Genomic DNA, 22073 nt, shown 5'->3' on the forward strand with positions numbered 1-22073 from the left:
TTGAGATAAATTTATTAAAGATCTTCCACGCTAATTACTACCAAATAAAATTCCAGCTCTGGTTTTGTTACAAATAACTCCGATGCTCAACTGCTACGCCAATGATTCGTACCTCTTGGGTTTTGCTGTTGATAATTCTGCTTTTCCATTCTGGGTTTAGTGGGATAAGTTCAAAGTGCTGATTTCCTGATTCAGAAATCTCATTGAGCTCTTTATATTTTTTGAGTGTTGCTTCACCAGAACCATTCACCGCCACAACATAGCAGCCTGGGTATGGGCTTAAGCCTGTATCAACAAGCACAAGATCCCCTTCTAAAAATTTGGGTTCCATAGAATCACCCTTGATCTCTAGATAAAAACCATCACCCTTTGTCTCTATCTCTGAATCGATCTCTTTATAACCATCGACATCTTTATAGTCACAGGCTTCAGTGAAAGAACCTGCCTGTACTGCGCTGACAAGCGGGTATTTATTCGCCTTAGTCACATTTACTGGCACGACATTGCTTTTTTCACCGAACTGCAGCCACATTGGCGTCACTTTCAGGAACTCGGCGATCAAATTTAACCTTTTTTCTCTTGGTTTAGCTGAACCCATAACGTAGCGACGTGCCATTTCATATGTGATTCCTACTGCATTACTCAATTCTTGAATTGACACATTTTCCTTATTCATCGCTTCTTTTAATCGCATTGCTAATGTGCTTTCTGTACTGCTCATTTCTCACCTCATCAAGAATGGTTTCTACCTAAGGTAGATTTTAGAAATAAAAAAAGGTTGATTCAATTCTATTTTAAGTATTAAAATGCAACTTAAAGTAGATTTAAGTCAATTTAAGAAGGTAAATTGTGCAAGCAATAGAAAAAGCATTTCAGTTAGTTGGCGGTCAGTCTGTACTTGCAAAACATTTTGGGATCCGCCCTTGGGCAGTATCCAAGTGGAGAAAGTCGGGAGTCCCCGCTGAACGCTGTCCAGAGATTGAAAAATTAACCAATGGTCAAGTGACCTGCGAAGAGCTACGCCCCGATGTGAATTGGGCGGTATTGCGTAATTCAGGCAAATAAAAAACCACCGCTGGAACGGTGGTTTTGAATTGAGAAAATATATGCATAAATCAGATAAATTATTGCCGATGAGTAAACAAAATGCAAGTGAAAATTTGCTGACGATGAGCAGTCGGGAGATTGCGAAGCTATGTGGAAAAGAGCATCGCCATGTTTTGCGTGATATTGAAAATCTTAACCAAACCTATGAAGAAATGGGCTTGCCCAAAATTGGGCAGGGATATTACACCCACCCAAACACAGGCAATCAGCAGCACCGTGAATTTTTACTCAGCCGCGAGCAGTGTGTCGATTTAATCACGGGCTACCGCACTGATGTTCGCATTCGTATCAATCGCCGTTGGCAAGAGTTAGAGAGCCAACAAGCGGTCAGATTACCACAAAATTTTGCAGAAGCCTTGCGTGATCTTGCTGATACCGTTGAACAGAACCAGGTTTTACAGCTCGAAAACAACCAAAAAACTGAACATATCCATTCCCTTGAAAACTATTTCCAAGCAGGGCTAACGCCACCGCAATTCGTTAAAGGCTTGAATGGAGTAAATTGCCAAAAAATCAATGATTTCTTACGCAGTAAAGGTTGGCTATATAAAGACAATTCTCGCTGTTGGCGAGTATTCGGTCACGTTCGGAATAAGTATTTGACGGAGCAGAGTAAGCGGATAGAGATTGATCCTATTGAGCGTGTCGAGATGAATACCTATAAGCCCGTGTTATTGGAAAAAGGGGCAGTGAAGATTTTTGAGTTTTATATGAAAGGCGAGTTGCCAATGCGTGCCGATTGGGATGGCAAATTTTATCACAGCAAGGTGGCGGTATGAGATATTCAATTCACATCAATCAAGTTCGTTGTGTTGAGTGGGGCATTAAACCTTCTCTTGGCGGTATTGTGGATTTAATCAATCAAGCATCATCGTGGGCGGAAGCCTCGGTAGTCAATGGTTTTACTTATTATTGGATTGAGCCTAGTAAGGTGGCGGAAGAGCTAATTGCGGAAGATTGGAAGCGTGATACAGCACGTCGCCATATGAACACACTCAAAGATAAAGATATTATCGATTTAGTGATTATGGACGGCAAATATTATGTGCGTTTGACAGAAAAAGGGGCAACGTGGAATCAAGTTACCCCAATTCGTCAGGCGGAAAAAAATTCGTCAGGCGAAAATAATTCCGTAGAACCACGGAAAAAAATTCGTGAAGACGCGAAAAAAAATTCGCCAGATAAATATATACAAGATCAATATAACCAAGATCAAAATAACCCCCCTAGCCCCCCAACGGGGGAACCTGCCCCTGCTGAAGTAGTGTTGAATTATTTGAATGTGGCACTGGCTAACTTGGCGGAACAGCTTGGCGAGCGTAAGCCTGTGGGTTACTCACTCAAACCTTGGGCGAAGAACATCACCGCTCGAATTGCTGAAAGTTCGGTAGCGGACTGTCTGCAAGTGGTGGATTACCTTGTCGCCAAGTGGGGACGAGACGAGAAAATGTGTGAATACCTTGCACCAAAAACAATTTTCCGCCAATCAAATTTTGCGGATTATTTTCCTAAATCGACCGCTTGGGCGAGCAATGGCAAACCGATTTGCGTGAATGGCAAATGGGTTAAACCAAGCGAAGTAGCAAAACGCCTGATTACGCCAACGGTGGAAGAAGCCAAGGATTTATTTCAAAAAGTGTTATCTAGCGGTGGTTTTGGTAATCCGTTCAAACACCTTGATTTCAGCCAAAAACGCAATGTGGTGCTGTACCACGCTGTGATCAACACCAAAAACAAGCGACCGCTCGAACGTGAAATGTTGTCGGTGCTTGCCAAAGAAATCGGTAATGCTGTTGAAAATGCTGATCGCCTTAATCCGCCAATGTTTAACTCGGGAGCAGAGAAATGAGTTTTGATAAAGATACTTACCCAACACCATTTTCAGTATTTAACCCTATCAATGCAGAATTTGGCATTACGATTGACGGTGCAGCATTACCACATAATGCAAAGTGTGAGCGGTATGTTACGCCTGAAATGGATTTTTTAACTTACCCTTTGGAACACGAACGGATTTTTATCAACCCACCCTTTAGTGATCCATTTAGTTTTATTAAGCGAGCGGTGGAATTATTTGAAAATCATAATTGCTTGGTCGTGATGTTATTACCCGTTGATATTAGTACGGCGTGGTTTTCACTTGTAACACAAAAAGCAACCGAGATCCGCTTTATTGTTGGAGGTCGGATTAAGTTTCTTAATCCTGAAACAAATAAATGGACTGATGTATGCCGAGGCAACCATTTAGCGATATTTAACCCGAAACATCGCCATATGACACAGGTAATGAGACATATTCATATTGATAGTTTAGGGAAATTAGAATGGCGGAAAAGCAAATGAAATGCCCGAAATGTGGTGCCCCAGTGGAAGATTGGACGGATGTAGATGAATGGGGTTGGTTTGCCGATGCACCGTTTCGTTGCTGTGGGCATTTAATTGAGCCGTTGCCCTATCCGCAGGCAAGCCCTGATTGTGCGTTAAATCGCACGAAATCCTGTGGGTACTTTGGTTGGGAAGTGTGGGATGAATGAAACGTTATTACTCACGCCCTACTTTCAGACGGAAGTCGGTATTGTGTTTTACCGCATTCCGCCCAACGTTGCCCCATCGGCATTTGGTGAACGCACACTGTTACAACCCGCCCCAACGGCGTTGCAGACGGAAAAATCAGGGAAAATTGCAAAATGTTCAGCGGAAGTGACCGCTTGTAATGCGGTGGCGGAGCTGGCGAAATCCAGCAGGGTAAGGCAAGCCGTTAATCATCGTACTAAACCTTATGGGGATTTGCCTTATACCGCTTATGTGAAGCAGATTCAAACGTGCCAGTGTCGTGACGGCAAATACTGCCACCCCGAAAAAGTGTTGGCGGAAACACAAAACGGCTTAGTTCAGCTTTGTTGGCATCACGACAGAGAGCGAATGGAAGGAAACATCAAAACGGAACAATTAGAGCAGTTGGCGGAGCAAAATTGGCAAGCCTTTATCGCAGAAACGATTCGCCGCCAGTTACGCAAAAGTAAAACTGCCCCGATTGAATTTGCCGATGTGGTGTTGTGGGCGTGTTTAAATGGGCTGATGAATGAGCTGAATAGCGAAGAAGTCCGCCAATTTCTCGGTTATGAAAAGCAGATAGATTTAACCAAAGAGAGCAGTATCGGTTTTGAAAATCCTGACTCGTTAGCGACGTTGCATAAAGTTTCTGCGGCATTAAAGCTGAAAGTGGATCCTGAACCGCCAGCCAGTTTTATGGCTCGCCCAAAGCTCAAGCGGTTTGAAAATCGCAAATGGTTGCAGTTTGTGAAATCACAGCCTTGTGTTTGCTGTGGGGCAAGAGCCGACGACCCACACCATATTATCGGGAATGGCGGGGGCAAAATGGGTGGAAAAGAACACGATTTATTCACGATTCCGCTATGTCGTATTCACCACGATGAATTACATCGCAATGTTGGCAGATTTGAACAGCAGTATGGCTCACAGTTAGCGTTACTGTATAAATTTTTAGATAGAGCGATTGGTTTGGGGGCGTTGGTTATTGATGATTAAACTCGAATTACCCTATCCGCCAACGGTAAATCATTACTGGAAACATACTCGTGGCGGTATTCATTATGTCACCGCACAGGGCAAAGCCTACCAACAAGCGGTCAGTTTGGCGGTAAAAATCGCAAAAGTACCGCCATTTAAAAGCAAGGTTATGCTAAGGGTGGATATTTATCCACCTGATAACCGCAAACGGGATATTGATAACATCTTCAAAGCATTGCTAGACGGTTTAACCAAGTCGGGCATTATTGCTGATGATAGTTTGATTTATAAGTTAGTAGCGGAAAAGCACGAAGCCATCAAGGGCGGTAAAGTGATTATAGAAATGGAGGAGTATAAAAATGCAGTATGAAGTTCAGTTAAATGCCAGTATCGATGATGTGCTGAATGTTTGGGTTCGCCGTTGGGCCTCACATCGTGGTTGTAAAGGTTACCCTTCGCTACAATCATTTATGCGAGAGTCCGCCAAGCCAATTATTCGCTATACGATCAGCGAATTAGACGAACGGACTTATGTGCGAATTGATGAAGCAGTGAATGTGTTACACGACCGCAATCTTGAAGTTTATCAGGTGTTAATGGCGGTATTTTTGCAACGGCAAGATCGTCAGTCAATTTGCAATGCGATGATGATATCGAAAACCACCTTTCACGAAAGACTAAATGCCGCCAAAAGTTTTATGGAAGGGGCTGTGTTCGGGAGTGGGATTGTGAGGGTAAAATTGTAATATATTTTTTAGTAGCTATTGAATTGACATATTCATAAGTATAGAATTTACATAAAAATATGTAGCCTATGATAAGAACTTATCACTAGGCTATTTGTCTATGAGAAAGGAGAGTCGGTATAGTGCAACAACAGAATAATAAAGTCACTTGGGCACAGACTGTGCGTGATGTATTAAATACAGCAATGAATAGAGGACAGCTCCCCTTATTATTCATTCTATTAGGTTGTTTGCTCGTACTATATCGTCTGCCAGAAGAAAAGTTATCGCTTTTGGTATTTAAAATTGTTCAAGGATTAAAGGATGGCTCTTTAGTAGGCTATACTTTATTCGTTTTAATATTGATTGTATGGTATTGGGATGCTCGAAAAATCCGTAGAAAGTATGCGGAATTATCTACTCAATATCAGAAATTACAGCAAAAAACATACCAAAAACAGGTAAAATCTAAAAAATAGGAGAGCTAAAATGATTACAGCAATGACATGGTTATTCTATATAACCTTAACACTTGCCATCGGTCATTTCGTGTATGAGTCAATTATTGCACCAAATTTACGAGTCGGCATTCGCAATGAGTTATTTGAAATTAAAGATGAACTTGATTCGATTTGTCTTGATGAGCTTAGTGAGAATGATAAAGCTATTTATTATATGTTACATTCTAGCCTAACAGGGCTAATGCTACGCTTACCTAAATTAAATCTTTCATTGATGAAAGAAGCACAACGCGAATTTGAAACTGATGCTAAATTTCGAGAAAGAGTATTGAAGAAAAGACAGCTTATTGAAGCATCTCATAATGCAGTATTGAAAGAATTATATTGCCGTAGCAATAAGGCATTTTCTGATGCCTTTATTATCAATACTGGTGCTTGGTGTATGTTACTGGTTCCTTTGTTATTTGTTGTGAAAGCAATGAAGCAAACCCAAAAAATTGTTTCTGGCATTGTTACTTTAAGCACAAAACAAATGCAGAAGTTGATACCAGAAACAGAAGATGAATTATCATATACCTAATTAAATTCCCCAAATCCCCTTGACACCCCAAGGGGATTTTTTTATTATCCATTGCATAGGTGCTTAAACCTTAAATAAGCCATTTGATATATCATTTTTTGAGTGCTATATGTGAATGGTCCCCACAATGGCTGTGAGTGGTCTAAAAATATCAGCCAAGGTCTCAAAAGCCTTTAATCTAAACTAGGATATTCACCCCGAAAGTGTGATTTTTTTATATCCAAAATTTATCAATGGTCGAGAGTGCGACTAATACAACACCTGAAAAGGAAATAAGTCCGCCAGAGTTTAGACTGGTTTTGAGCTCTCGACCACCCGATTTATCGGGGTTTTCTCTCAAAAGGAAATCTAAACTATGTCTCAATCAACTCAATTCTCAGCCTTCAATTTTGAAAATGCCGCAATCCGTACTTTAATAATCAATGATGAACCTTGGTTTTTATCTGTAGATATTTGCTCAGCTTTAAATATCTCAAATTCTCGTGATGCCATTAGTAAATTAGATGAAGATGAGTATCAAATTTTGAATTTAAAAGATACTGTCGGTTTAACCGACGGTATCGGAAATCAAGTGCAATCTGTTGGAATTGTCAACGAAAGCGGAATGTACACTTTAATTTTACGCTGTCGTGATGCGGTGAAAAAAGGTTCAGTTCCGCACCGTTTCAGAAAATGGGTAACATCAGAAGTGCTACCGCAAATCCGCAAAACAGGGCAGTATTCGCAAAATTCACAGCCAAACTTAGTGCTTGATATTCATTTGCCAAGAATAAAAGAGATGGATACCAACTTTTCCCAGCTGCTTTACTATGCTAAAGAAGCCCGAAATGTAATGTGGGAAACAGATAGAATGGTTACTCAATTATACGAAATGTTAGGCATTCAGCTTGTTGGGCACACATCGCTTACAACCAAAATTAAGCTGCTCAAAGAAATGGATTTTGCCGTTGAAAATTCGGAAGAAGTGATGAGAAAACACAGACACTCATTCCGCCAATACTAATTTGTAAAAAATTCACTAAAACCGACCGCTTGTACTGGTTACAAGCGGCTTTTGGCGGTGTAATTGCTTAAAAAGTGATTGACAGTACGGACTAAAACAGGTACATTTCAGCTATGCTTGCGACTCGTATAAGCGAGCAAAAGCGAATGAATTTTCACAGCCCTGATCGGAAACGGTCGGGGCTTTTTTATTAGCTAAAATCAAGGAGTTTTTATGTCAGATGCAGTTGATGGTGCAAGTTTCGTATGTGATTCCAAGGCGGAAAGTCTGTCAGATTGTGTTAGAGTTGACTCTAATTCAGAAACAAAATCAAGTATGGACAGCAGATACGAAAAGGAAACCGATATTGGTGGGCGTGATGATAGCCAACCGAGTTCATCATATATTGACAATCCAAAAGGACACAGTACCCATAGTAATCAGGAAACAGTGCGCACATCTATAACTACTAATATCGGTGGTGTTCAGATTCTTGCTGGGGCTAACACAAATCCAGAGCATTCTGATAACCGAATGGAACTTGAAGATTTAGTTCCTAAAGATCATCCCACAGCTATTCATGCTGCTGCAAGTATAATTGCGCTGTCAAGAGGAGACAGTGCTAGATTGCGTGGAGGACGACGTCGTAAAAAAGATCCTATTTGGAGAGAAACAGAGGCTCAAGCTAAAAATGGAGACTGGGAAGGAGTTCTTAATCGCACTCATCAATGTTTATTGAACCCTATGATTGGCTATTCTCAGTTAAATATGGAATCTGTTTCTGTTGAGTCTTATTTACTTACTCAAGCAAATGCAAAAGAAAAAAGCCACCTACTGGAACATTATGAAGCTGTAAACAATGTTTTATCAGCTTATAAGGATTTATATGAAAAGAAAATTGATGCGAAGTTAGCAAAAGATTTTCAGCAACTTTCTCGGAATTTTACATATTTACCATCTCGTATAAATATGGCTCAAGTCCGCTATGATAAATTTATGCATGGTAAGAAATTTATGATTTCAAAAAGTGATCAAAAATTACTTGATGATCTAGTTGCTTTAAATAATTCAGCACAAGTAAAAGAAAATGCGAAATCTTTATATAAGGTTGCTAAAGTTTTCGGGTGGGGAAGTAGTGTTGTAACCGCTTATGAATTAGCGACCCTTTTCAATAAGTCTCAGGAAACAGGCGATTGGCGTGAATTTGGGGCAAAAATCAGTCAGCTCGGTTCTAATATGTTAATTGGGCTTATTGTGGGGTTTGGTATTACTGCGAGTTCTCTCCCTGTAGCTATCATCATTGCAGGATTAGGTGTACTTGCATCTAATGCTTTAGATGATAGTTTTTGGCTGAAAATGCAAAATCATACTCAAGGCTATCTTGCAAAATAGTGTTTTACTAAGACAACTAGCGTAATAATTGGGGAAAAAATAGCTCCTATAATTCGGTAGGGCTCACTTTGAATAAGGTGGGCTCTAAACCAATCGTTGGGGAGCTTCTTTAAATTATGCAATATCCAATAGTATCCAAAAGGAGCCGTTGGAAGGCTGTACCAAAATAATTTATATATATCAACATTATTGATTGAAAAACGTTGAAGAATAAATTTCTCTACAAGCAAACTAATGATGAGTATTGCTAAATAAGCAAAGAAAATAATCCAATACTGTTTTTCAGTAATATGGAAAATATCTAGCAGTTTAATCCACCATTGGGGACGTTTCTTATAGAATGGCGTTGTCATTTTCTTATTTCCTTTATTAAGGCAATTTACAAATTCTAGTCAAAATCTGACCGCTTGCATAGTTTTGCAGGCGGTTTTTTTATGCCTCTTAATCGGGGTGGGGTATGAATAATACAATGAAAGACGTAATTAAGGATATTCCGATCGAATCACAACTTTATGCTTGGCTAACTTCCTTTTTTGGAGCTTGGACAATCAGTGAGTGGGCAATTTTGATCGGTGTAGTCGTGACGGTTTGCGGCTATGTACGGGAATCTCGGTATAAAAAGCGAATGCTAGAACTGGAAGAAATTCGTGTCGGTGTTCGGGATAAAAATGGGGAGTTGATCAATGAAAAAACGGGTTAAATCCACCGGGGTTGTTGTTTGCTCTGTAACCGCCGTTATCGCTGTAATGCAGCAGCATTTCAGCAGTGAGTTTCGCACCAGTGAAGCAGCGTTAGAAATTATCGGTGATGCGGAAGGTTGTCGGCGTGATCCGTATGTTTGCCCTGCCGATGTACTGACTGTTGGTATTGGCTCGACGGAAGCCGGTGGCGAGCCGATTGATCCAAAGAAACGCTATTCGGATTTGGAAATTGCAGAGCGGTGGAAGAACGATATTAAGATTGCCGAACAGTGCGTGAATCGGTATGCGAATGGTCATTGGATTCCGCAAGGTGTTTTTGATGCAGCAGTTTCACTGACTTTTAATGTTGGGTGTGGGAAAACTCGTGATTCAACAATGTTTCGTAAAATCCGCAGTGGTGATTATGTCGGGGCGTGCAATGAATTACCGAAATGGGTTCGAGCGGGCAACAAAGTGCTAAAAGGTTTGGTAATCAGACGAGAGAAAGAGCGGGCGTTATGTTTGGCGGATTTAACAGGATAATCTATGGCGGACTTGCCGCAGTGATTTTGGGCTTGGGTGTATGGTCTGGGTATCAATATCAGAAGATTGGTAGGCTGACAGCCGAGAACCAAACGCAAGCCCAAACTATTTTGCGGTTAGAAGCTTCGCAGCAACATTTGGAGCAGGCACTTCTACACGAGCAACAAGCGGTCAGATCCCGAGAAAAATTTGCAAATCAGTTACGAAAACAAGTGGAGAGTAAGCGTGAGAAAGTCAAAGTTATTTTCAAAGACAGTCCGTGTGCTAACACTGCTTTGCCTGACGGTGTTATTGAGCAGCTGCACTAGCCGTACTCACACACAATATTTATTCCCACCGCAAGCGTACACCATCCCTTGCGAGCGGTCTTCCTTTAGCGGCACAACCTACGGTGATGCCATTGAGCACTTGATCAAAGTGACTAGCGAACGAGACTTGTGTGCGAGTCAAGTTGATGGCATCAGGGAATGGATGGCACAGGTCAAAGGCGGGTTTAAATAGCGTGGCGGAGTAGCCGCTATCACGGGAGCATTAAGCTCCCCTTTTTCTTTTGGCGGTTATCTGCAACCGTGCGTCAAAATGCAGATGACATTGTGTAGTCAAACAATGATGATTTCTGTTTGGGGCTTAATACGACGTTGCCCGATTTTCGTATGATGATAAATAAATTAAGCAGAATGACAATGTGAAATTTATTTACCTGTTGGCGGCAGGGACTTCCGCCATTTCAATAGAGTTTATCTTTATGTTTAGTGTTGAGTATAAAGGTAAGCTTATATAACAAGGACAACCAATGATTATCAAACAATCTACTAAATACTATCAGAGTTTTAGCCATGCTACTAACGCTGTGATTGCTTACCCTGCGAGCGAAGCCTTTAAGCAAGCGTTGTTTTACGCCCATAAAGGATTGACCGAAGCCGATCGGGATAAGCCGTTTGACAGTGTGTTCTACACACCTGAAAGCTATGTCGATGAACTGGGCGAAACCTTACTTTGCCCTGAACAGATTGCCACTACTGTTCGTACCGATGTTATTGGTGTGTCTGTGGCGGTGCTGGTAACGGACGATGAGCTAACCTTTGGTGGCGTACATTATCAGTTTATTTACGGCGATGATCGCATTGAGCTGCTCACGGAGAGCGGCGTGTCGGTGGGTGGTTATGGTCGCTCGCATACCTAAAGCCTGCCGTAAGCAAGGCTGTCCGCACTCGACTACTGACCGTTCGGGCTATTGTGAGCAGCATCGCGGTTGTGGTTGGCAGCGGCATCAACGCGGTAAAACGGCGACGCAGCGTGGCTATGGCGCGGAATGGCGCAAGCTGCGGGCAATGGTGCTGGAACGTGATCGCTATCTATGCCGAGCGTGCTTAGCACAAGGTTTTTATGTGACGGCGACAACGGTCGATCACATCGTAGCAAAAGCGCATGGCGGCACGGATTCGCTTTCAAATTTGCAGAGTTTGTGTGATAACTGCCATAAAGCTAAAACGGCGCGCGAGCGGTTGAAGTGAGTTGCAAGCGGTCAGATCCTACTGATTTTTTGCAAATGGGGAGGGGGTGGAGAAATCTCTACCACCTTTCGCCCCGAAAACCGCCCCTGGAACTCAATTTTTACAACCGCGAAATTAAAATTTTAGGGTAAATGCCAAATGACAGGAAAAGCCACTACGCCAGGGCGAGGTAGAAAACCCACCCCGACGAAAGTGAAAGAACGTCGAGGCAACCCTGGTAAACGCAAGCTGAATGAAAGTGAACCTCAATTCAGCGAATTTAACGAAAACAGCCCACCACCGCCCCAACTCAACGAAGATGGTCAGCGAATGTGGGCATTTTTATTGAAAGAATTACTTCCGCAAGGCGTACTTTTTCAAACGGATCTTGAAACCGTTGCTAACTACTGCCTTGCTTACCAAAACCGCAACATCGCCTGTAAAGATATTGATAAATATGGCACTTTTGTTGAGAACAGCAATGGCGGATTATCAAAAAATCCTGCATTTACTGTTTTCAATGAAGCCGTTCGCCAGATGTCCACCTTTGGATCGCTACTTGGCTTAGACCCAAGCAGTCGCCAACGGCTTATCGGTAAAGCAGACGAAGCACACAACAACCCATTTGCAGAGCTATTACAATGATGACCAACGTAGAAAAAGCCAACAAATATGCCCAAGATGTGGTATCTGGCAAAATTGCTGCTTGCCGTTACATCAAAAAAGCCTGCCAGCGCCATTTAGACGACTTGGAAAAACAGCAAGATCTCGCATTTCCTTACTATTTCGACAATGAAAAAGCGGAAAAAGCCTGTAAGTTTATCCAATGCTTGCCACATACCAAAGGTGACTGGGCACTACGAAGACAAAGTATTACACTTGAAACGTGGCAATTATTCATTATTTCAAATGCCTTTGGTTGGTTGCGAAAATCCAACAACTTACGCAAATATCGCCAAGTTTATACGGAAATTCCACGCAAAAACGGAAAATCAGCGATTTCCGCAGGTGTGGGGCTATATATGTTTTGTATGGATAACGAATTTGGTGCAGAAATTTATTCAGGTGCAACCACCGAAAAGCAAGCCTGGGAAGTATTTCGTCCTGCGAGACTAATGTGTAAAAAGACAGACTTGCTTTGTAGAACCTTTGGCATTGAAGTCAATGCATCGAACCTAAATCGCCCTGCCGATGGCTCACGTTTTGAACCTTTAATCGGCACCCCAGGCGATGGGCAATCCCCAAGCTGTGCGATAGTCGATGAATATCACGAACACAAAGATGACGAGCTTTACACCACCATGCTCACAGGTATGGGGGCAAGAAAACAACCCTTAATGTGGATCATCACCACAGCAGGTTACAACATTGAAGGGCCTTGCTATGACAAACGTCGAGAAGTGATTGATATGCTCAATGGTACAACCCCGAATGATGAATTGTTTGGAATGATTTACACCATTGACGAAGATGACGACTGGACTGATCCTGCAATCTTACGCAAAGCCAACCCCAATTTTGATATTTCCGTTTACGGTGATTACCTTGAAAGCCAACAAAAACAGGCAATCAACAACCCACGTTTTACCAACAAATTCAAAACCAAGCACTTAAATGTTTGGGTATCGGCAAAAGAGAGTTTCTTCAATATGGTAAGTTGGGAAAATTGTCGTGATGACAGCCTAACCCTTGATGATTTTGCTGGCGAAGATGTGGTACTCGGCTTAGATATGGCTCGCAAGCTCGATATGAACAGCCTAGTACCTGTATTTACCCGAATGATAGACGGCAAACGCCACTATTACTGTATCTCCCCAAAATTCTTCGTGCCAGAAGATACTATTTTTAGTACCGATACCGCACTCAAACGTGTTGTCGATAAATATCAAAAATGGGTAGTAAGCGGACATCTTACGGCAACAGACGGAGCAGAAGTCGATTACCGAGAGATCTTGGAAACGATCAAAGACACCAACAAAGAACATAAAGTTGTGAGTTGCCCGATTGACCCACACGGTGCAATTGCTATCAGCCACGACTTAGCGGACGAAGGCTTAAATCCGATAACCATTACCCAAAACTACACCAACCTATCCGACCCGATGAAAGAACTGGAAGCCGCTATTGAAGCGGGCAGATTTCATCACGATGGCAACCCGATTATGACTTGGTGTATTGGTAATGTGGTCGGCAAATATGCCGCAGGAAACGACGATATTGTCCGCCCCGTCAAAGAAATCCCTGAAAATAAAATTGACGGAGCAGTTGGCTTAATGATGGCAATCGGACGGCTTATGCTCAATGATGATGACGGCTATATGCCTGATGAAATTCTCACATTGTAATTGCAAAAAATTTCCTACATTTGACCGCTTGTAACGGAAACCCTATGAAAAACTTTCTCACTGATCTTATCGGTATTGCTGGCACAGCAATGCTTTGCTATGGCGTTTACCTACAGTTTGGCTTACCGATTGCCTTAATGGTTGGCGGTGGTCTGCTATTACTTTACGCCTTATTTTCCGCACGGAGTAAACGATGATTTTCGACCAACTTTTCGAGCCACGCTCGCTAGAAAATCCGCAAGTGCCACTTTCGGCAGAAAATGCCGTTGATGAACTCTTTGGCGGTGGTATCGGGCGAACGGTTAGCCCTGATCTTGCGATGAAATCGGCAGCGGTTTACGCCTGTGTGAATGTCTTGGCAAGCTCACTGGCTCAACTACCGCTACACGTTTTACGCAAAGATAAAGATAAAATAGAAAGTGCAAGAGATCACCCACTATTTTACTTATTGCACGATAGTCCGAATTTTTGGCAAACGTCCTATAAAATGCGGGAATACAACCAAAGTGCCGTATTGCTCTATGGCAATGCCTACTTACATATCGAACGCAATAAAAAAGGCGAAGTCACTAGCCTAGAAACCCGTGAGCCTTGGCTCGTGCAACTGCTCAAAAATGGTCATCGCTATGTTTATGGTTACTATAATGAAGACGAAACGCTTGCCATCAACCCCGATGAGATGATCCACATTAAAGCCTTAGGTACATCACTCAAACAGGGTAAATCAGTGATTCAACAACACGCTGAAACCATTGGTTTAGGGCTAGATGCACGAGATTTCGCCAAAGGCTTTTTCAATGGCAATGCTCGACCGTCTGGCATTGTCACAATGAAACAGCAAGTCAATGCCAATGCGTGGGATAACTTCAAAAAAATGTGGGAAAAGGCACAGTTAGAGCTACGCAAAAAAGAGAACAAAACCATTCTTTTACCTGCGGACTTAGATTATAAGGCTCTAACAATCTCTCCAGTCGATACCGAGTTACTTTCAATGATGAAACTCAACCGCTCGGAAATTGCAGGGATTTTCAATGTACCAGCACATATGATCAACGACTTAGAAAAAGCCACCTTTTCTAACATTTCCGAGCAAACTATCCAATTTATCCGCTACAGCCTAATGCCTTGGATTGTGAATTGGGAGCAAGAAATCAACCGTAAAGTCTTTACTGAAGCGGAAAGAAAAGCTGGCTATTTCGTCAAATTCAACCTATCGGGCATTATGCGTGGTACACCAACGGAACGTGCTGCCTTTTACCATAACGCCATCACTGACGGCTGGATGAGCCGTAACGAAGCCCGAATGTTTGAAGATATGAACCCCGTCGAAGGTTTAGATGAATTCCTTGTTAGTGTCAATGCCGCACAACAAATCAAAGATAACAACCAACAGGAGCAACCGAATGAGTGATATTGAAAAACGATCTTATCTCGGCGAAGTCCGAGCAGAAAAACGAGAAGATGAACCCACCCATATTATCGGTTATGGCTCGGTATTTAACAGCAAATCGGAAGTCATGTGGGGCTTTCGTGAAATTATTATGCCAGGGGCATTTGATGATTGCCTAAATGATGATGTGCGTGGCTTATTTAACCACGATCCAAATTTCATTTTAGGCAGAAGCACCGCTGGTACACTAAGCCTATCCGTTGATGAAACAGGCTTAAAATACGACATCATTGCCCCAGATACCCCAACTATTCGGGATTTAGTGATTGCTCCCTTGCAACGTGGCGACATTACTCAATCATCATTTGCGTTCCGCATTGCTCGAAATGGCGATGATTGGTATGAAAATGATGATGGCGTGATCATTCGTGAAATCCATAAAATTTCCCGACTGTATGATGTTAGCCCCGTTACTTACCCCGCTTACCAAGAAGCGAGCAGTACTGTTCGCTCTTTGGAAGCGTGGAAAGAAGCACGCAACTCTGGTGCAATCAAAAATGCCATCAACCAACGTGCCGCACGGGAGCGGTTTTTACAGCTGATTTCAGCTTAATCTTCGCCTCTTACACGCGGTCAGATTTTGCCAATTTTTTGCAAGTCTGACCGTTTTTTTATTCCCCCTCTTCATCACAAAAGGAAACCACTATGAGTTTAAAAGAACTTCAACAAAAACGTACCGCCCTTGCAGGTAATATGCGTAATCTTCACGAAACCATCGGCGAAAACGAATGGACGGTAGATCAACGTACCACTTGGGAAAATATGAAAAAGGAACTCGATAATCTCGACACCCAAATTCAGCGTGAAGAAGATTTACGAGCCTTAGACAAAACCTTTGTCGAAGAAACCCCTCCACCACAAGATGAACAACGTCAGGCACAAGCAGAACAAGGCAATGTCTTTGATGAGTTCCTACGTCGTGGTATGGCGGATATGTCGCCTGAACAGCGTAAGATCTTGGCGGAAATGCGTGCCCAATCTGTTGGTACAAATGAACAAGGGGGCTACACCGTCCCCAAAGAGTTCCAAGCACGCATCGTTGAGCAGATGAAAGCCTACGGCGGTATTGCTTCGGTCAGTAAAATTCTCACCACCTCAGATGGTCGTAATATCGAATGGATCACAGCTGACAGCACCGCTGAAATCGGTGAATTGATTGGTGAAAACCAAGCAGCAACCGAAATGGATACCAGTTTTGGTGTGGCAAGCTTAGGTGTGAAAAAGCTCACCTCTAAAATTATTCGTGTTTCAAACGAATTGTTGCAAGACAGTGCGATTGATATTGAAGGCTACCTTGCTCAACGCATTGCCGAACGTATCGGTCGTGCAGAAGCGAAATTCTTAATTCAAGGTACAGGTGTAGGTTCACCAGCTCAACCAAAAGGCTTAGAAGTGAGCGTAACAGGCACAACCACCGCCGCTACCGCAGGCAAAGTGGACTGGAAAGACATCAACGCTTTAATTCACTCTATTGACCCTGCCTATCGTGGTGCGGGTAACACTCGTTTAGCCTTTAACGATAACACCTTCCGCCTTTTACAAGAAATGGAAGATGCACAAAAACGCCCAATTTGGTTACCTGATATTCGTGGTGTTGCCCCTGCGACCATTTTAGGCCACCAATATGTGATCGACCAAGGTATCAAAGATATTGGTACAGGTAACAAATTCATCTACTTAGGCGATTTCAATCGTTTCATCGTTCGCCGAGTATCTTATATGACCTTAAAACGTCTTGTAGAACGCTATGCGGAATTTGATCAGGTTGGTTTCCTTGCCTTCCACCGTTTCGACTGTGTGTTGGAAGATACATCGGCAATCAAAGCCTTAGTGGGTAAATAGTTTTAGGTGGGGTAATCCCACCTTATTTGTGAGGTGCTATGAAAATTACCCTTGATGAAGTCAAACAACAGTGCAGAATTGAACACGATTTGGAAGATGATTTGCTGACAACCTATCTAAATTCAGCAAAAGCCACCATCGCTAATCTAACGAATCGCACCTTGTTCGACAAACTACCATCACAACCGCCGACTGATGCCTTAGAGATCAATGATGATCTTAAATTAGCCATTTTAATGCTAACCGCTCACTACTACGAAAATAGAAGCGGTTGGAATGAAGCGAATAATTCACCGAATTTTGCTATTCCACCTACCGTAGAAGCCATTGCTCAACGGTATCGGTTTATCACATTGTAACCATTTCTCCCTTTATCAAGGGGGGATTAAGGGGGATTTTTGAATATCGGCAGACTTCGCCACCGCATCAGGTTGCAGAAACAACGCAACCGCCCAAGCGATTATGGTGCCACTATTGCCGAATGGCTAGATGTGCATCACGTTTGGGCGGAAGTAAAACCGCTCTCAGGCAGAGAGTATTTTGCAGAAGCGCAAATTCAGTCGGAAGTAACCACGCAAATTTGGCTACGCTATTTGCCTAATGTTGATAGCACAATGCGAGTGGTCTTTAACGAACAAATTTACGAAATTGTCAGCGTGATCAACTACAAATCTCTGAACAAAGCCCTGCTATTGCAGTGTAAGGAAGTGGCAGATGACCGTTAGCGTGAAAGTGAATGGCTTGAAAGAACTGGGCAAAAACTTGCAGGCGTTGGATAAAACAGTGCGCAACAAAATTTCCGCCAAAGCAATGCGCGCAGGCGGACGCATTGTGCGCGACACCGCCCGTGCCAAAGCACCCGTGCTGCAAGAAAACGTACCGCACCGCCGCAAAGGTACACTCAAAAAATCCATTGTTGAGCGCACCAAAGTCGGCAAAAACGGCAAAACCACCACCTTAATTTCCGTGAGAGCCTTGAGCTCCAAACGCATCGCGGCGTTTAAAACCAAAAAAGGAAAGAGCGGGGCGTACAACCCCCACGATCCGTATTACTGGCGATTTGTGGAATTTGGCACCAGCAAAATGCCCGCGAAACCCTTTCTCAGACCCGCTTTTGAGCAGAGCAAAGGGCAAGCCGCCAAGGCCATTATTTCCACCTTGCGCCGCGAAATTATGGAGAACAGTTAATGATCCAACAAACACTCTATCAAGCCCTGTCGCCGTTGGTGGCAGGGCATTGTTTTTATGAAGTGATTCCCGAAGATCACCGCGAATTTCCCGTGATTGTCTATCAGTTTCCTAACATCTCGCCTAATTCCGCACTGGAAGACGGCGATTTAGACGATTTCACGGTGCAAATTGATGTTTACAGCCGAAATCCTGACGATATTTTCCGCCTGCGCAAACCGATTCAACAAGCGGTCACTTCCGCCTTCAATTTTGCAGAACGACAGTCAGATTTCAGCGACTACGAAGCCGATAGCAAGCTACATCGGCGTATGTTTTCTTATCAAATAGCTTATGAGGACAACTAATTATGGCAAAAACCACCCCATTTAAAGGCACAAAATTCCGCATCGGCACGGGCCGTGAAGCGCAAAAAGCGATTACCGCGATCACCCTTGCCACTAACGAAATCACCGTCGCCAGTTCGGGCTACCAAAAAGGCGATGCGATTGAAATCACGGGCGCAGGTGCGCTGGACGGCGTTTATCCTGTGCTTTCGGTGACGGGCGATAAAGTGAAATTCTGCGACGAAGTGAACTGGACGGGCAAAGATTTGCCGACCAACTATTCACAAGTCAAAGCTGCGCGCGTGCAGTGGTCAGGGCAATTCTGTGCGATCAAAAACATCGAAAAATCGGACGACACCTTGAGCCAAGAAGATGTGACCACCGTCTGCTCCGAAGGCACAGAAACTGAACCAGGCGAAATCGAATTCGGCTCACTCAAACTCAGCTTCTTCTATGCGCCAAGTACCGAAATGCAAAAACGCCTGCGCAAGCTGTTCTACGACAAAGAAACCTTCGCCTACAAACTCGAACTGCCAAACGACAGCGGCACGACCTACGGCCGCGGCTTCATCGAATCGGGCAACGGTTTCAGCGGCGAAGTCAAAGGCAAATTCGACGGCTCGGTATCAATCAAGCCAGCAGGGCGCGATTATTTGCTGCCTGCGTAAAATCCTGATGGTACGCGCTTTTGGCGCGTGCCATTTTTTGCAAAATTTTGAGCGGATCTGACCGCTTGTAACCAATCGCACGAACGAATTTCAACCAAGGAACCCCAATGAACCTACGCGATCAACTTCTCTCCAACAAACCCAAAACCCAACCTGTCGACATCAACGGCACAACCTACTATCTGCGCGATGCCACCGTCGGCGATATGAACCATCTCATTTTTGAGCAACGTCAATGGCTAATCAAACAAGCCGAAATTGAAGGTGTGGAGCTGCCAGACGAACAAGATGAAGGTTTTGATGCCGCACTCGAACAATTCGGCGCAAAATATAGCCTTGCTCGTAGCATTGCTTCGCGCCTGTGCGACGAAAACGGCGACCGCCTGTTCGACCCAAACAACGTGGACGACCTGAACGCCATTGCCGCCCTTGATAGCCAAGTGTTCGTGGCGTTCAGCAACGCGACTACGCCCCCAAAAGCCTTAGCGAGCGAAGAAAGTTCCAGCTAACCCTGTCGCTCGCGCTCGGCAAAACCCTTGCCGAAATCGAACAAATGCCCGAACGCCACTACCAAGAATACGAGCGGTTCTACCAAGAACAACCTTTTGGTCTGTGGCGCGACGACTACCGCACCGCTCAAATCGCCCACATTCTCGCGATGATCAACCGCGACCCGAAAGCCGAACCACCGGCCTTGGCGGACTATATGCCGTTCTTCCGCGACAGCTCGGACGACGACACCGCAGACGACGGCGTGGCGGAGTATTTGGCGAAGCGGTAAATCCAATTCCCTTGAGCAATCAGGGGAATTGTGATCTAGTTCACAGAAAAATGTTGCTGTTGGAGGTAAAATGTAAGCTCTTTAATTTGGTCTGAAGCTATGATGAAAAAGTTATTACTTTCTTTATTGTTGTTGCCCCTTTCTGTTGGTGCGCTTGAAACAGGTCAATCTTGTGCCAAAATTGATGCAGATATTAAACGATTAGCGTGCTACGATTCCATTTTCAGAACTGGGAATAATAGCCAAAATGTGCAAGATTACACTGGTAGCATTAAACCGTTTAAATCACAGTCTAATTTGACGGCTAAATCAAGCCCATTACCGAAATCCAAATCAAGTAAATCGACAAAATCTGTATCGAAACCTAAAAAGAGTAGCTCAAGATCGAGTTACGGCGGTTCTTGCCCTTGTTCAGGTTCTATTGATTGTGTAGGGCCGCGCGGTGGTACTTACTGCTATACATCAGGTGGAAATAAACGGTATAGATAAGACTTTTTAGCAATAATGGAGAGATTAAAAGTGAAAAAATTAGTGCTAGTTGGATTTTTCAGTGCTTTATTAGTTGGTTGTGCTGGGCTTCCAAAAGATGAATTACTAAAACTTAAACCTGAATTAAATCTTTATTCAAGTAAAACGGTTGATAAATACTTTGAATGTATAAAACCAGTGTGGATAAATCATTTGGGATATAGTGAAGAAAAACTACCAAATGGAATAAGGCTGCTTGCAACACCAAACAAAAGCATTATTAGATTCATACTAGATATTACAGAAGAAAATGGCGGGTCGCGGGTTAAATTTTATAATGGGACACGAACAACTTTCGCTCTAGGTGACATATTATTTCCTATTGAGAATTGTACAAAATATTAAAGTGCAAATCCCTTTAGCTCTCTCTAAAGGGATTTTTCTTTGTAATATAGCTATCATACTTGCTTTTTTTATGTGATGTAATATAATCACATAAAAAGAGAAAAACACGATGATTAAGAGTTTTAAGCACAAAGGCTTGCAGCAGTTTTTTGAGCACGGTATTACCAAAGGATTACGAGCCGACCACGTTCGTAAAATTGGCGGTATTTTGGATTTGATCGACCGCTCAAGCCAAGTGTCTGATTTCCAAATGTTATATCAATGCCACAAACTCAAAGGCGACCGAGACGGCATTTGGTCGATGACGGTTTCAGGAAATTGGCGGATCACCTTTGAATTTATCAACGGCGATGCTTATATTCTCAATTATGAAGATTACCATTAGGAGCAAGCAATGAGAAAACCAACTCACCCTGGTATTGTGTTATTTGACGGCTTTATTGAGCCACACAATATTCAAATCAAAGCACTGGCGAATCACCTTGGCTTTTCAAGAGAAACTATTTCCCGCTTAGTCCACGGTAAAGCCCCGATGACGGCTAATATTGCACTGGCGTTGGAAGATGCTGGTATCAGCACCGCTAAATTGTGGCTTGGTTTGCAATCCGCTTATGATGTGTGGGCGCTAAAACAAAACCGAGTCAGCACCATTCAGCCATTTGATTTTGGGAATGCTGTATTTGCTTAGCATTAGCTGAATTCCTGAGGTTTTTCAAGCGGTTTCCCTTGAAATGATGAACGATCGGTATTATTTTATGGGTAAATAGGCAAGAAGGAGAATAGATGATGAAAGATGACTTCAAAGAAATGCCAAAAATGTTTGTTGAAAGTGCGGTGTATGGGCTTTACGGCTGGTTTATCATCGCCGCTATTGCCATTGGTGCTATTTTTCTCGTTGTTTTGTTAGGAAAAGCGATTGAAACAGGCTGGATGATATATCCAATCGGTTTTATGGTTGTTTGGTTTTTTCTAATGTCGCTTGATAATAAACGGCAATTAAGAAATATCGCGCAAGCTAAACAAAAAATGGCAGAAGATGCACGAAAAATGCAGGAAGATCGGGAAAGAACAGAAAAATTCCTAAATCAATTCCGAAAATAATGAAT

38 protein-coding genes are annotated in these 22073 nt (G+C 43.1%); 36 read left to right on the forward strand and 2 right to left on the reverse strand.

What is annotated here, in order from left to right:
- Positions 1-67: 67 nt before the first annotated feature.
- Positions 68-721, reverse strand: coding sequence for a LexA family protein (locus A4G17_RS07280; RefSeq protein WP_123956232.1), 654 nt, complete (start codon positions 719-721; stop codon positions 68-70).
- 128 nt (positions 722-849) lie between these two features.
- Here A4G17_RS07280 and A4G17_RS07285 point away from each other — a divergent pair, with 128 nt between their 5' ends.
- The 12 genes from A4G17_RS07285 (at position 850) to A4G17_RS07340 (ending at position 8778) form a co-directional block, all read left to right on the forward strand.
- Positions 850-1065 (forward strand): transcriptional regulator, encoded by a 216-nt coding sequence (locus tag A4G17_RS07285; RefSeq protein WP_123956231.1) that lies wholly within the window; start codon positions 850-852, stop codon positions 1063-1065.
- 41 nt (positions 1066-1106) lie between these two features.
- Complete coding sequence (locus A4G17_RS07290; protein WP_123956230.1) at positions 1107-1886, forward strand: Rha family transcriptional regulator; 780 nt, start codon at positions 1107-1109, stop codon at positions 1884-1886.
- On the forward strand, positions 1883-2956 hold the full coding sequence (locus A4G17_RS07295) for a conserved phage C-terminal domain-containing protein (protein ID WP_123956229.1): 1074 nt from the start codon (positions 1883-1885) through the stop codon (positions 2954-2956). The genes A4G17_RS07290 and A4G17_RS07295 overlap by 4 nt, the downstream gene beginning before the upstream one ends.
- Positions 2953-3450: a DNA N-6-adenine-methyltransferase gene (locus A4G17_RS07300; RefSeq protein WP_123956228.1), complete on the forward strand. Its 498-nt coding sequence runs from the start codon at positions 2953-2955 to the stop codon at positions 3448-3450. Before A4G17_RS07295 ends, A4G17_RS07300 begins: the two co-directional genes overlap by 4 nt.
- Positions 3432-3641 (forward strand): hypothetical protein, encoded by a 210-nt coding sequence (locus A4G17_RS07305; protein ID WP_123956227.1) that lies wholly within the window; start codon positions 3432-3434, stop codon positions 3639-3641. Before A4G17_RS07300 ends, A4G17_RS07305 begins: the two co-directional genes overlap by 19 nt.
- The gene (locus A4G17_RS07310) at positions 3634-4656 is read left to right on the forward strand and encodes a DUF968 domain-containing protein (protein WP_123956226.1); all 1023 of its coding nucleotides are present in this window, start codon (positions 3634-3636) and stop codon (positions 4654-4656) included. The genes A4G17_RS07305 and A4G17_RS07310 overlap by 8 nt, the downstream gene beginning before the upstream one ends.
- A complete protein-coding gene (locus tag A4G17_RS07315; protein WP_123956225.1) occupies positions 4649-5008 on the forward strand; it encodes a RusA family crossover junction endodeoxyribonuclease in 360 nt (119 codons plus the stop codon). The genes A4G17_RS07310 and A4G17_RS07315 overlap by 8 nt, the downstream gene beginning before the upstream one ends.
- A complete protein-coding gene (locus A4G17_RS07320) occupies positions 4998-5384 on the forward strand; it encodes an antitermination protein (RefSeq protein WP_123956224.1) in 387 nt (128 codons plus the stop codon). Before A4G17_RS07315 ends, A4G17_RS07320 begins: the two co-directional genes overlap by 11 nt.
- A gap of 122 nt (positions 5385-5506) precedes the next feature.
- Entirely contained in the window at positions 5507-5842 is a 336-nt protein-coding gene (locus A4G17_RS07325; RefSeq protein ID WP_123956223.1) for a hypothetical protein, read from the forward strand.
- A 10-nt stretch (positions 5843-5852) separates the two neighbouring features.
- Complete coding sequence (locus A4G17_RS07330; RefSeq protein WP_123956222.1) at positions 5853-6404, forward strand: hypothetical protein; 552 nt, start codon at positions 5853-5855, stop codon at positions 6402-6404.
- Between the two features lie 355 nt (positions 6405-6759).
- The gene (locus tag A4G17_RS07335) at positions 6760-7407 is read left to right on the forward strand and encodes a BRO-N domain-containing protein (protein WP_123956221.1); all 648 of its coding nucleotides are present in this window, start codon (positions 6760-6762) and stop codon (positions 7405-7407) included.
- A 213-nt stretch (positions 7408-7620) separates the two neighbouring features.
- Entirely contained in the window at positions 7621-8778 is a 1158-nt protein-coding gene (locus tag A4G17_RS07340; protein WP_123956220.1) for a colicin-like pore-forming protein, read from the forward strand.
- Here the strand turns inward: A4G17_RS07340 and A4G17_RS07345 are convergent.
- Positions 8763-9131, reverse strand: coding sequence for a hypothetical protein (locus A4G17_RS07345; protein WP_123956219.1), 369 nt, complete (start codon positions 9129-9131; stop codon positions 8763-8765). The two genes, A4G17_RS07340 and A4G17_RS07345, sit on opposite strands and share 16 nt — an antisense overlap.
- A gap of 104 nt (positions 9132-9235) precedes the next feature.
- Here A4G17_RS07345 and A4G17_RS07350 point away from each other — a divergent pair, with 104 nt between their 5' ends.
- From A4G17_RS07350 to A4G17_RS07460, 24 genes are all read left to right on the forward strand, one after another.
- On the forward strand, positions 9236-9478 hold the full coding sequence (locus A4G17_RS07350; RefSeq protein ID WP_236940995.1) for a phage holin family protein: 243 nt from the start codon (positions 9236-9238) through the stop codon (positions 9476-9478).
- A complete protein-coding gene (locus A4G17_RS07355; protein ID WP_123956218.1) occupies positions 9462-10001 on the forward strand; it encodes a lysozyme in 540 nt (179 codons plus the stop codon). Before A4G17_RS07350 ends, A4G17_RS07355 begins: the two co-directional genes overlap by 17 nt.
- Positions 9977-10309: a DUF2570 family protein gene (locus tag A4G17_RS07360; RefSeq protein ID WP_165894266.1), complete on the forward strand. Its 333-nt coding sequence runs from the start codon at positions 9977-9979 to the stop codon at positions 10307-10309. Before A4G17_RS07355 ends, A4G17_RS07360 begins: the two co-directional genes overlap by 25 nt.
- Entirely contained in the window at positions 10287-10502 is a 216-nt protein-coding gene (lysC, locus tag A4G17_RS10385; RefSeq protein ID WP_418886387.1) for an Rz1-like lysis system protein LysC, read from the forward strand. Before A4G17_RS07360 ends, lysC begins: the two co-directional genes overlap by 23 nt.
- A 292-nt stretch (positions 10503-10794) precedes the next feature.
- Entirely contained in the window at positions 10795-11184 is a 390-nt protein-coding gene (locus tag A4G17_RS07365; protein WP_123956215.1) for a hypothetical protein, read from the forward strand.
- 148 nt (positions 11185-11332) lie between these two features.
- Positions 11333-11515: an HNH endonuclease gene (locus A4G17_RS10390; protein ID WP_236940996.1), complete on the forward strand. Its 183-nt coding sequence runs from the start codon at positions 11333-11335 to the stop codon at positions 11513-11515.
- Positions 11516-11653: 138 nt separating this feature from the next.
- On the forward strand, positions 11654-12139 hold the full coding sequence (locus A4G17_RS07375; protein WP_123956213.1) for a phage terminase small subunit P27 family: 486 nt from the start codon (positions 11654-11656) through the stop codon (positions 12137-12139).
- The gene (locus tag A4G17_RS07380; RefSeq protein ID WP_123956212.1) at positions 12136-13839 is read left to right on the forward strand and encodes a terminase large subunit; all 1704 of its coding nucleotides are present in this window, start codon (positions 12136-12138) and stop codon (positions 13837-13839) included. The genes A4G17_RS07375 and A4G17_RS07380 overlap by 4 nt, the downstream gene beginning before the upstream one ends.
- Before the next feature lie 44 nt (positions 13840-13883).
- Positions 13884-14036: a hypothetical protein gene (locus A4G17_RS07385; RefSeq protein WP_165894267.1), complete on the forward strand. Its 153-nt coding sequence runs from the start codon at positions 13884-13886 to the stop codon at positions 14034-14036.
- Positions 14033-15250 (forward strand): phage portal protein, encoded by a 1218-nt coding sequence (locus A4G17_RS07390; protein WP_123956211.1) that lies wholly within the window; start codon positions 14033-14035, stop codon positions 15248-15250. Before A4G17_RS07385 ends, A4G17_RS07390 begins: the two co-directional genes overlap by 4 nt.
- Entirely contained in the window at positions 15243-15842 is a 600-nt protein-coding gene (locus tag A4G17_RS07395) for an HK97 family phage prohead protease (RefSeq protein WP_123956210.1), read from the forward strand. The genes A4G17_RS07390 and A4G17_RS07395 overlap by 8 nt, the downstream gene beginning before the upstream one ends.
- 92 nt (positions 15843-15934) lie before the next feature.
- The gene (locus A4G17_RS07400) at positions 15935-17131 is read left to right on the forward strand and encodes a phage major capsid protein (RefSeq protein WP_123956209.1); all 1197 of its coding nucleotides are present in this window, start codon (positions 15935-15937) and stop codon (positions 17129-17131) included.
- Positions 17132-17169: 38 nt separating this feature from the next.
- A complete protein-coding gene (locus A4G17_RS07405) occupies positions 17170-17490 on the forward strand; it encodes a head-tail connector protein (protein ID WP_123956208.1) in 321 nt (106 codons plus the stop codon).
- Positions 17491-17529: 39 nt separating this feature from the next.
- Positions 17530-17856: a phage head closure protein gene (locus A4G17_RS07410; RefSeq protein WP_123956207.1), complete on the forward strand. Its 327-nt coding sequence runs from the start codon at positions 17530-17532 to the stop codon at positions 17854-17856.
- Complete coding sequence (locus A4G17_RS07415) at positions 17846-18319, forward strand: HK97-gp10 family putative phage morphogenesis protein (protein WP_123956206.1); 474 nt, start codon at positions 17846-17848, stop codon at positions 18317-18319. Before A4G17_RS07410 ends, A4G17_RS07415 begins: the two co-directional genes overlap by 11 nt.
- Positions 18319-18666: a DUF3168 domain-containing protein gene (locus tag A4G17_RS07420; protein WP_123956205.1), complete on the forward strand. Its 348-nt coding sequence runs from the start codon at positions 18319-18321 to the stop codon at positions 18664-18666. The genes A4G17_RS07415 and A4G17_RS07420 overlap by 1 nt, the downstream gene beginning before the upstream one ends.
- A 2-nt stretch (positions 18667-18668) precedes the next feature.
- Positions 18669-19313 (forward strand): phage tail tube protein, encoded by a 645-nt coding sequence (locus A4G17_RS07425; RefSeq protein ID WP_123956204.1) that lies wholly within the window; start codon positions 18669-18671, stop codon positions 19311-19313.
- 107 nt (positions 19314-19420) lie between these two features.
- Positions 19421-19822, forward strand: coding sequence for a hypothetical protein (locus A4G17_RS07430; protein WP_123956203.1), 402 nt, complete (start codon positions 19421-19423; stop codon positions 19820-19822).
- A 44-nt stretch (positions 19823-19866) separates the two neighbouring features.
- Positions 19867-20094, forward strand: a complete 228-nt coding sequence (locus tag A4G17_RS07435; protein WP_123956202.1) for a phage tail assembly protein T — start codon at positions 19867-19869, stop codon at positions 20092-20094.
- A gap of 99 nt (positions 20095-20193) precedes the next feature.
- Positions 20194-20583 (forward strand): hypothetical protein, encoded by a 390-nt coding sequence (locus A4G17_RS10245; RefSeq protein ID WP_207948544.1) that lies wholly within the window; start codon positions 20194-20196, stop codon positions 20581-20583.
- A gap of 30 nt (positions 20584-20613) precedes the next feature.
- Positions 20614-20967 carry a hypothetical protein gene (locus A4G17_RS07445; protein ID WP_123956201.1) on the forward strand — a complete coding sequence of 118 codons (354 nt, stop codon included), beginning with the start codon at positions 20614-20616 and terminating at the stop codon, positions 20965-20967.
- Between the two features lie 109 nt (positions 20968-21076).
- On the forward strand, positions 21077-21352 hold the full coding sequence (locus tag A4G17_RS07450) for a type II toxin-antitoxin system RelE/ParE family toxin (protein WP_123956200.1): 276 nt from the start codon (positions 21077-21079) through the stop codon (positions 21350-21352).
- Between the two features lie 9 nt (positions 21353-21361).
- On the forward strand, positions 21362-21655 hold the full coding sequence (locus tag A4G17_RS07455; RefSeq protein WP_123956199.1) for a HigA family addiction module antitoxin: 294 nt from the start codon (positions 21362-21364) through the stop codon (positions 21653-21655).
- A 95-nt stretch (positions 21656-21750) separates the two neighbouring features.
- Entirely contained in the window at positions 21751-22068 is a 318-nt protein-coding gene (locus A4G17_RS07460; RefSeq protein WP_123956198.1) for a hypothetical protein, read from the forward strand.
- Positions 22069-22073: the final 5 nt, after the last annotated feature.

The sequence above is a fragment of the Frederiksenia canicola genome (genome assembly GCF_011455495.1).
GTDB classification, from domain to species: Bacteria; Pseudomonadota; Gammaproteobacteria; order Enterobacterales; family Pasteurellaceae; genus Frederiksenia; species Frederiksenia canicola.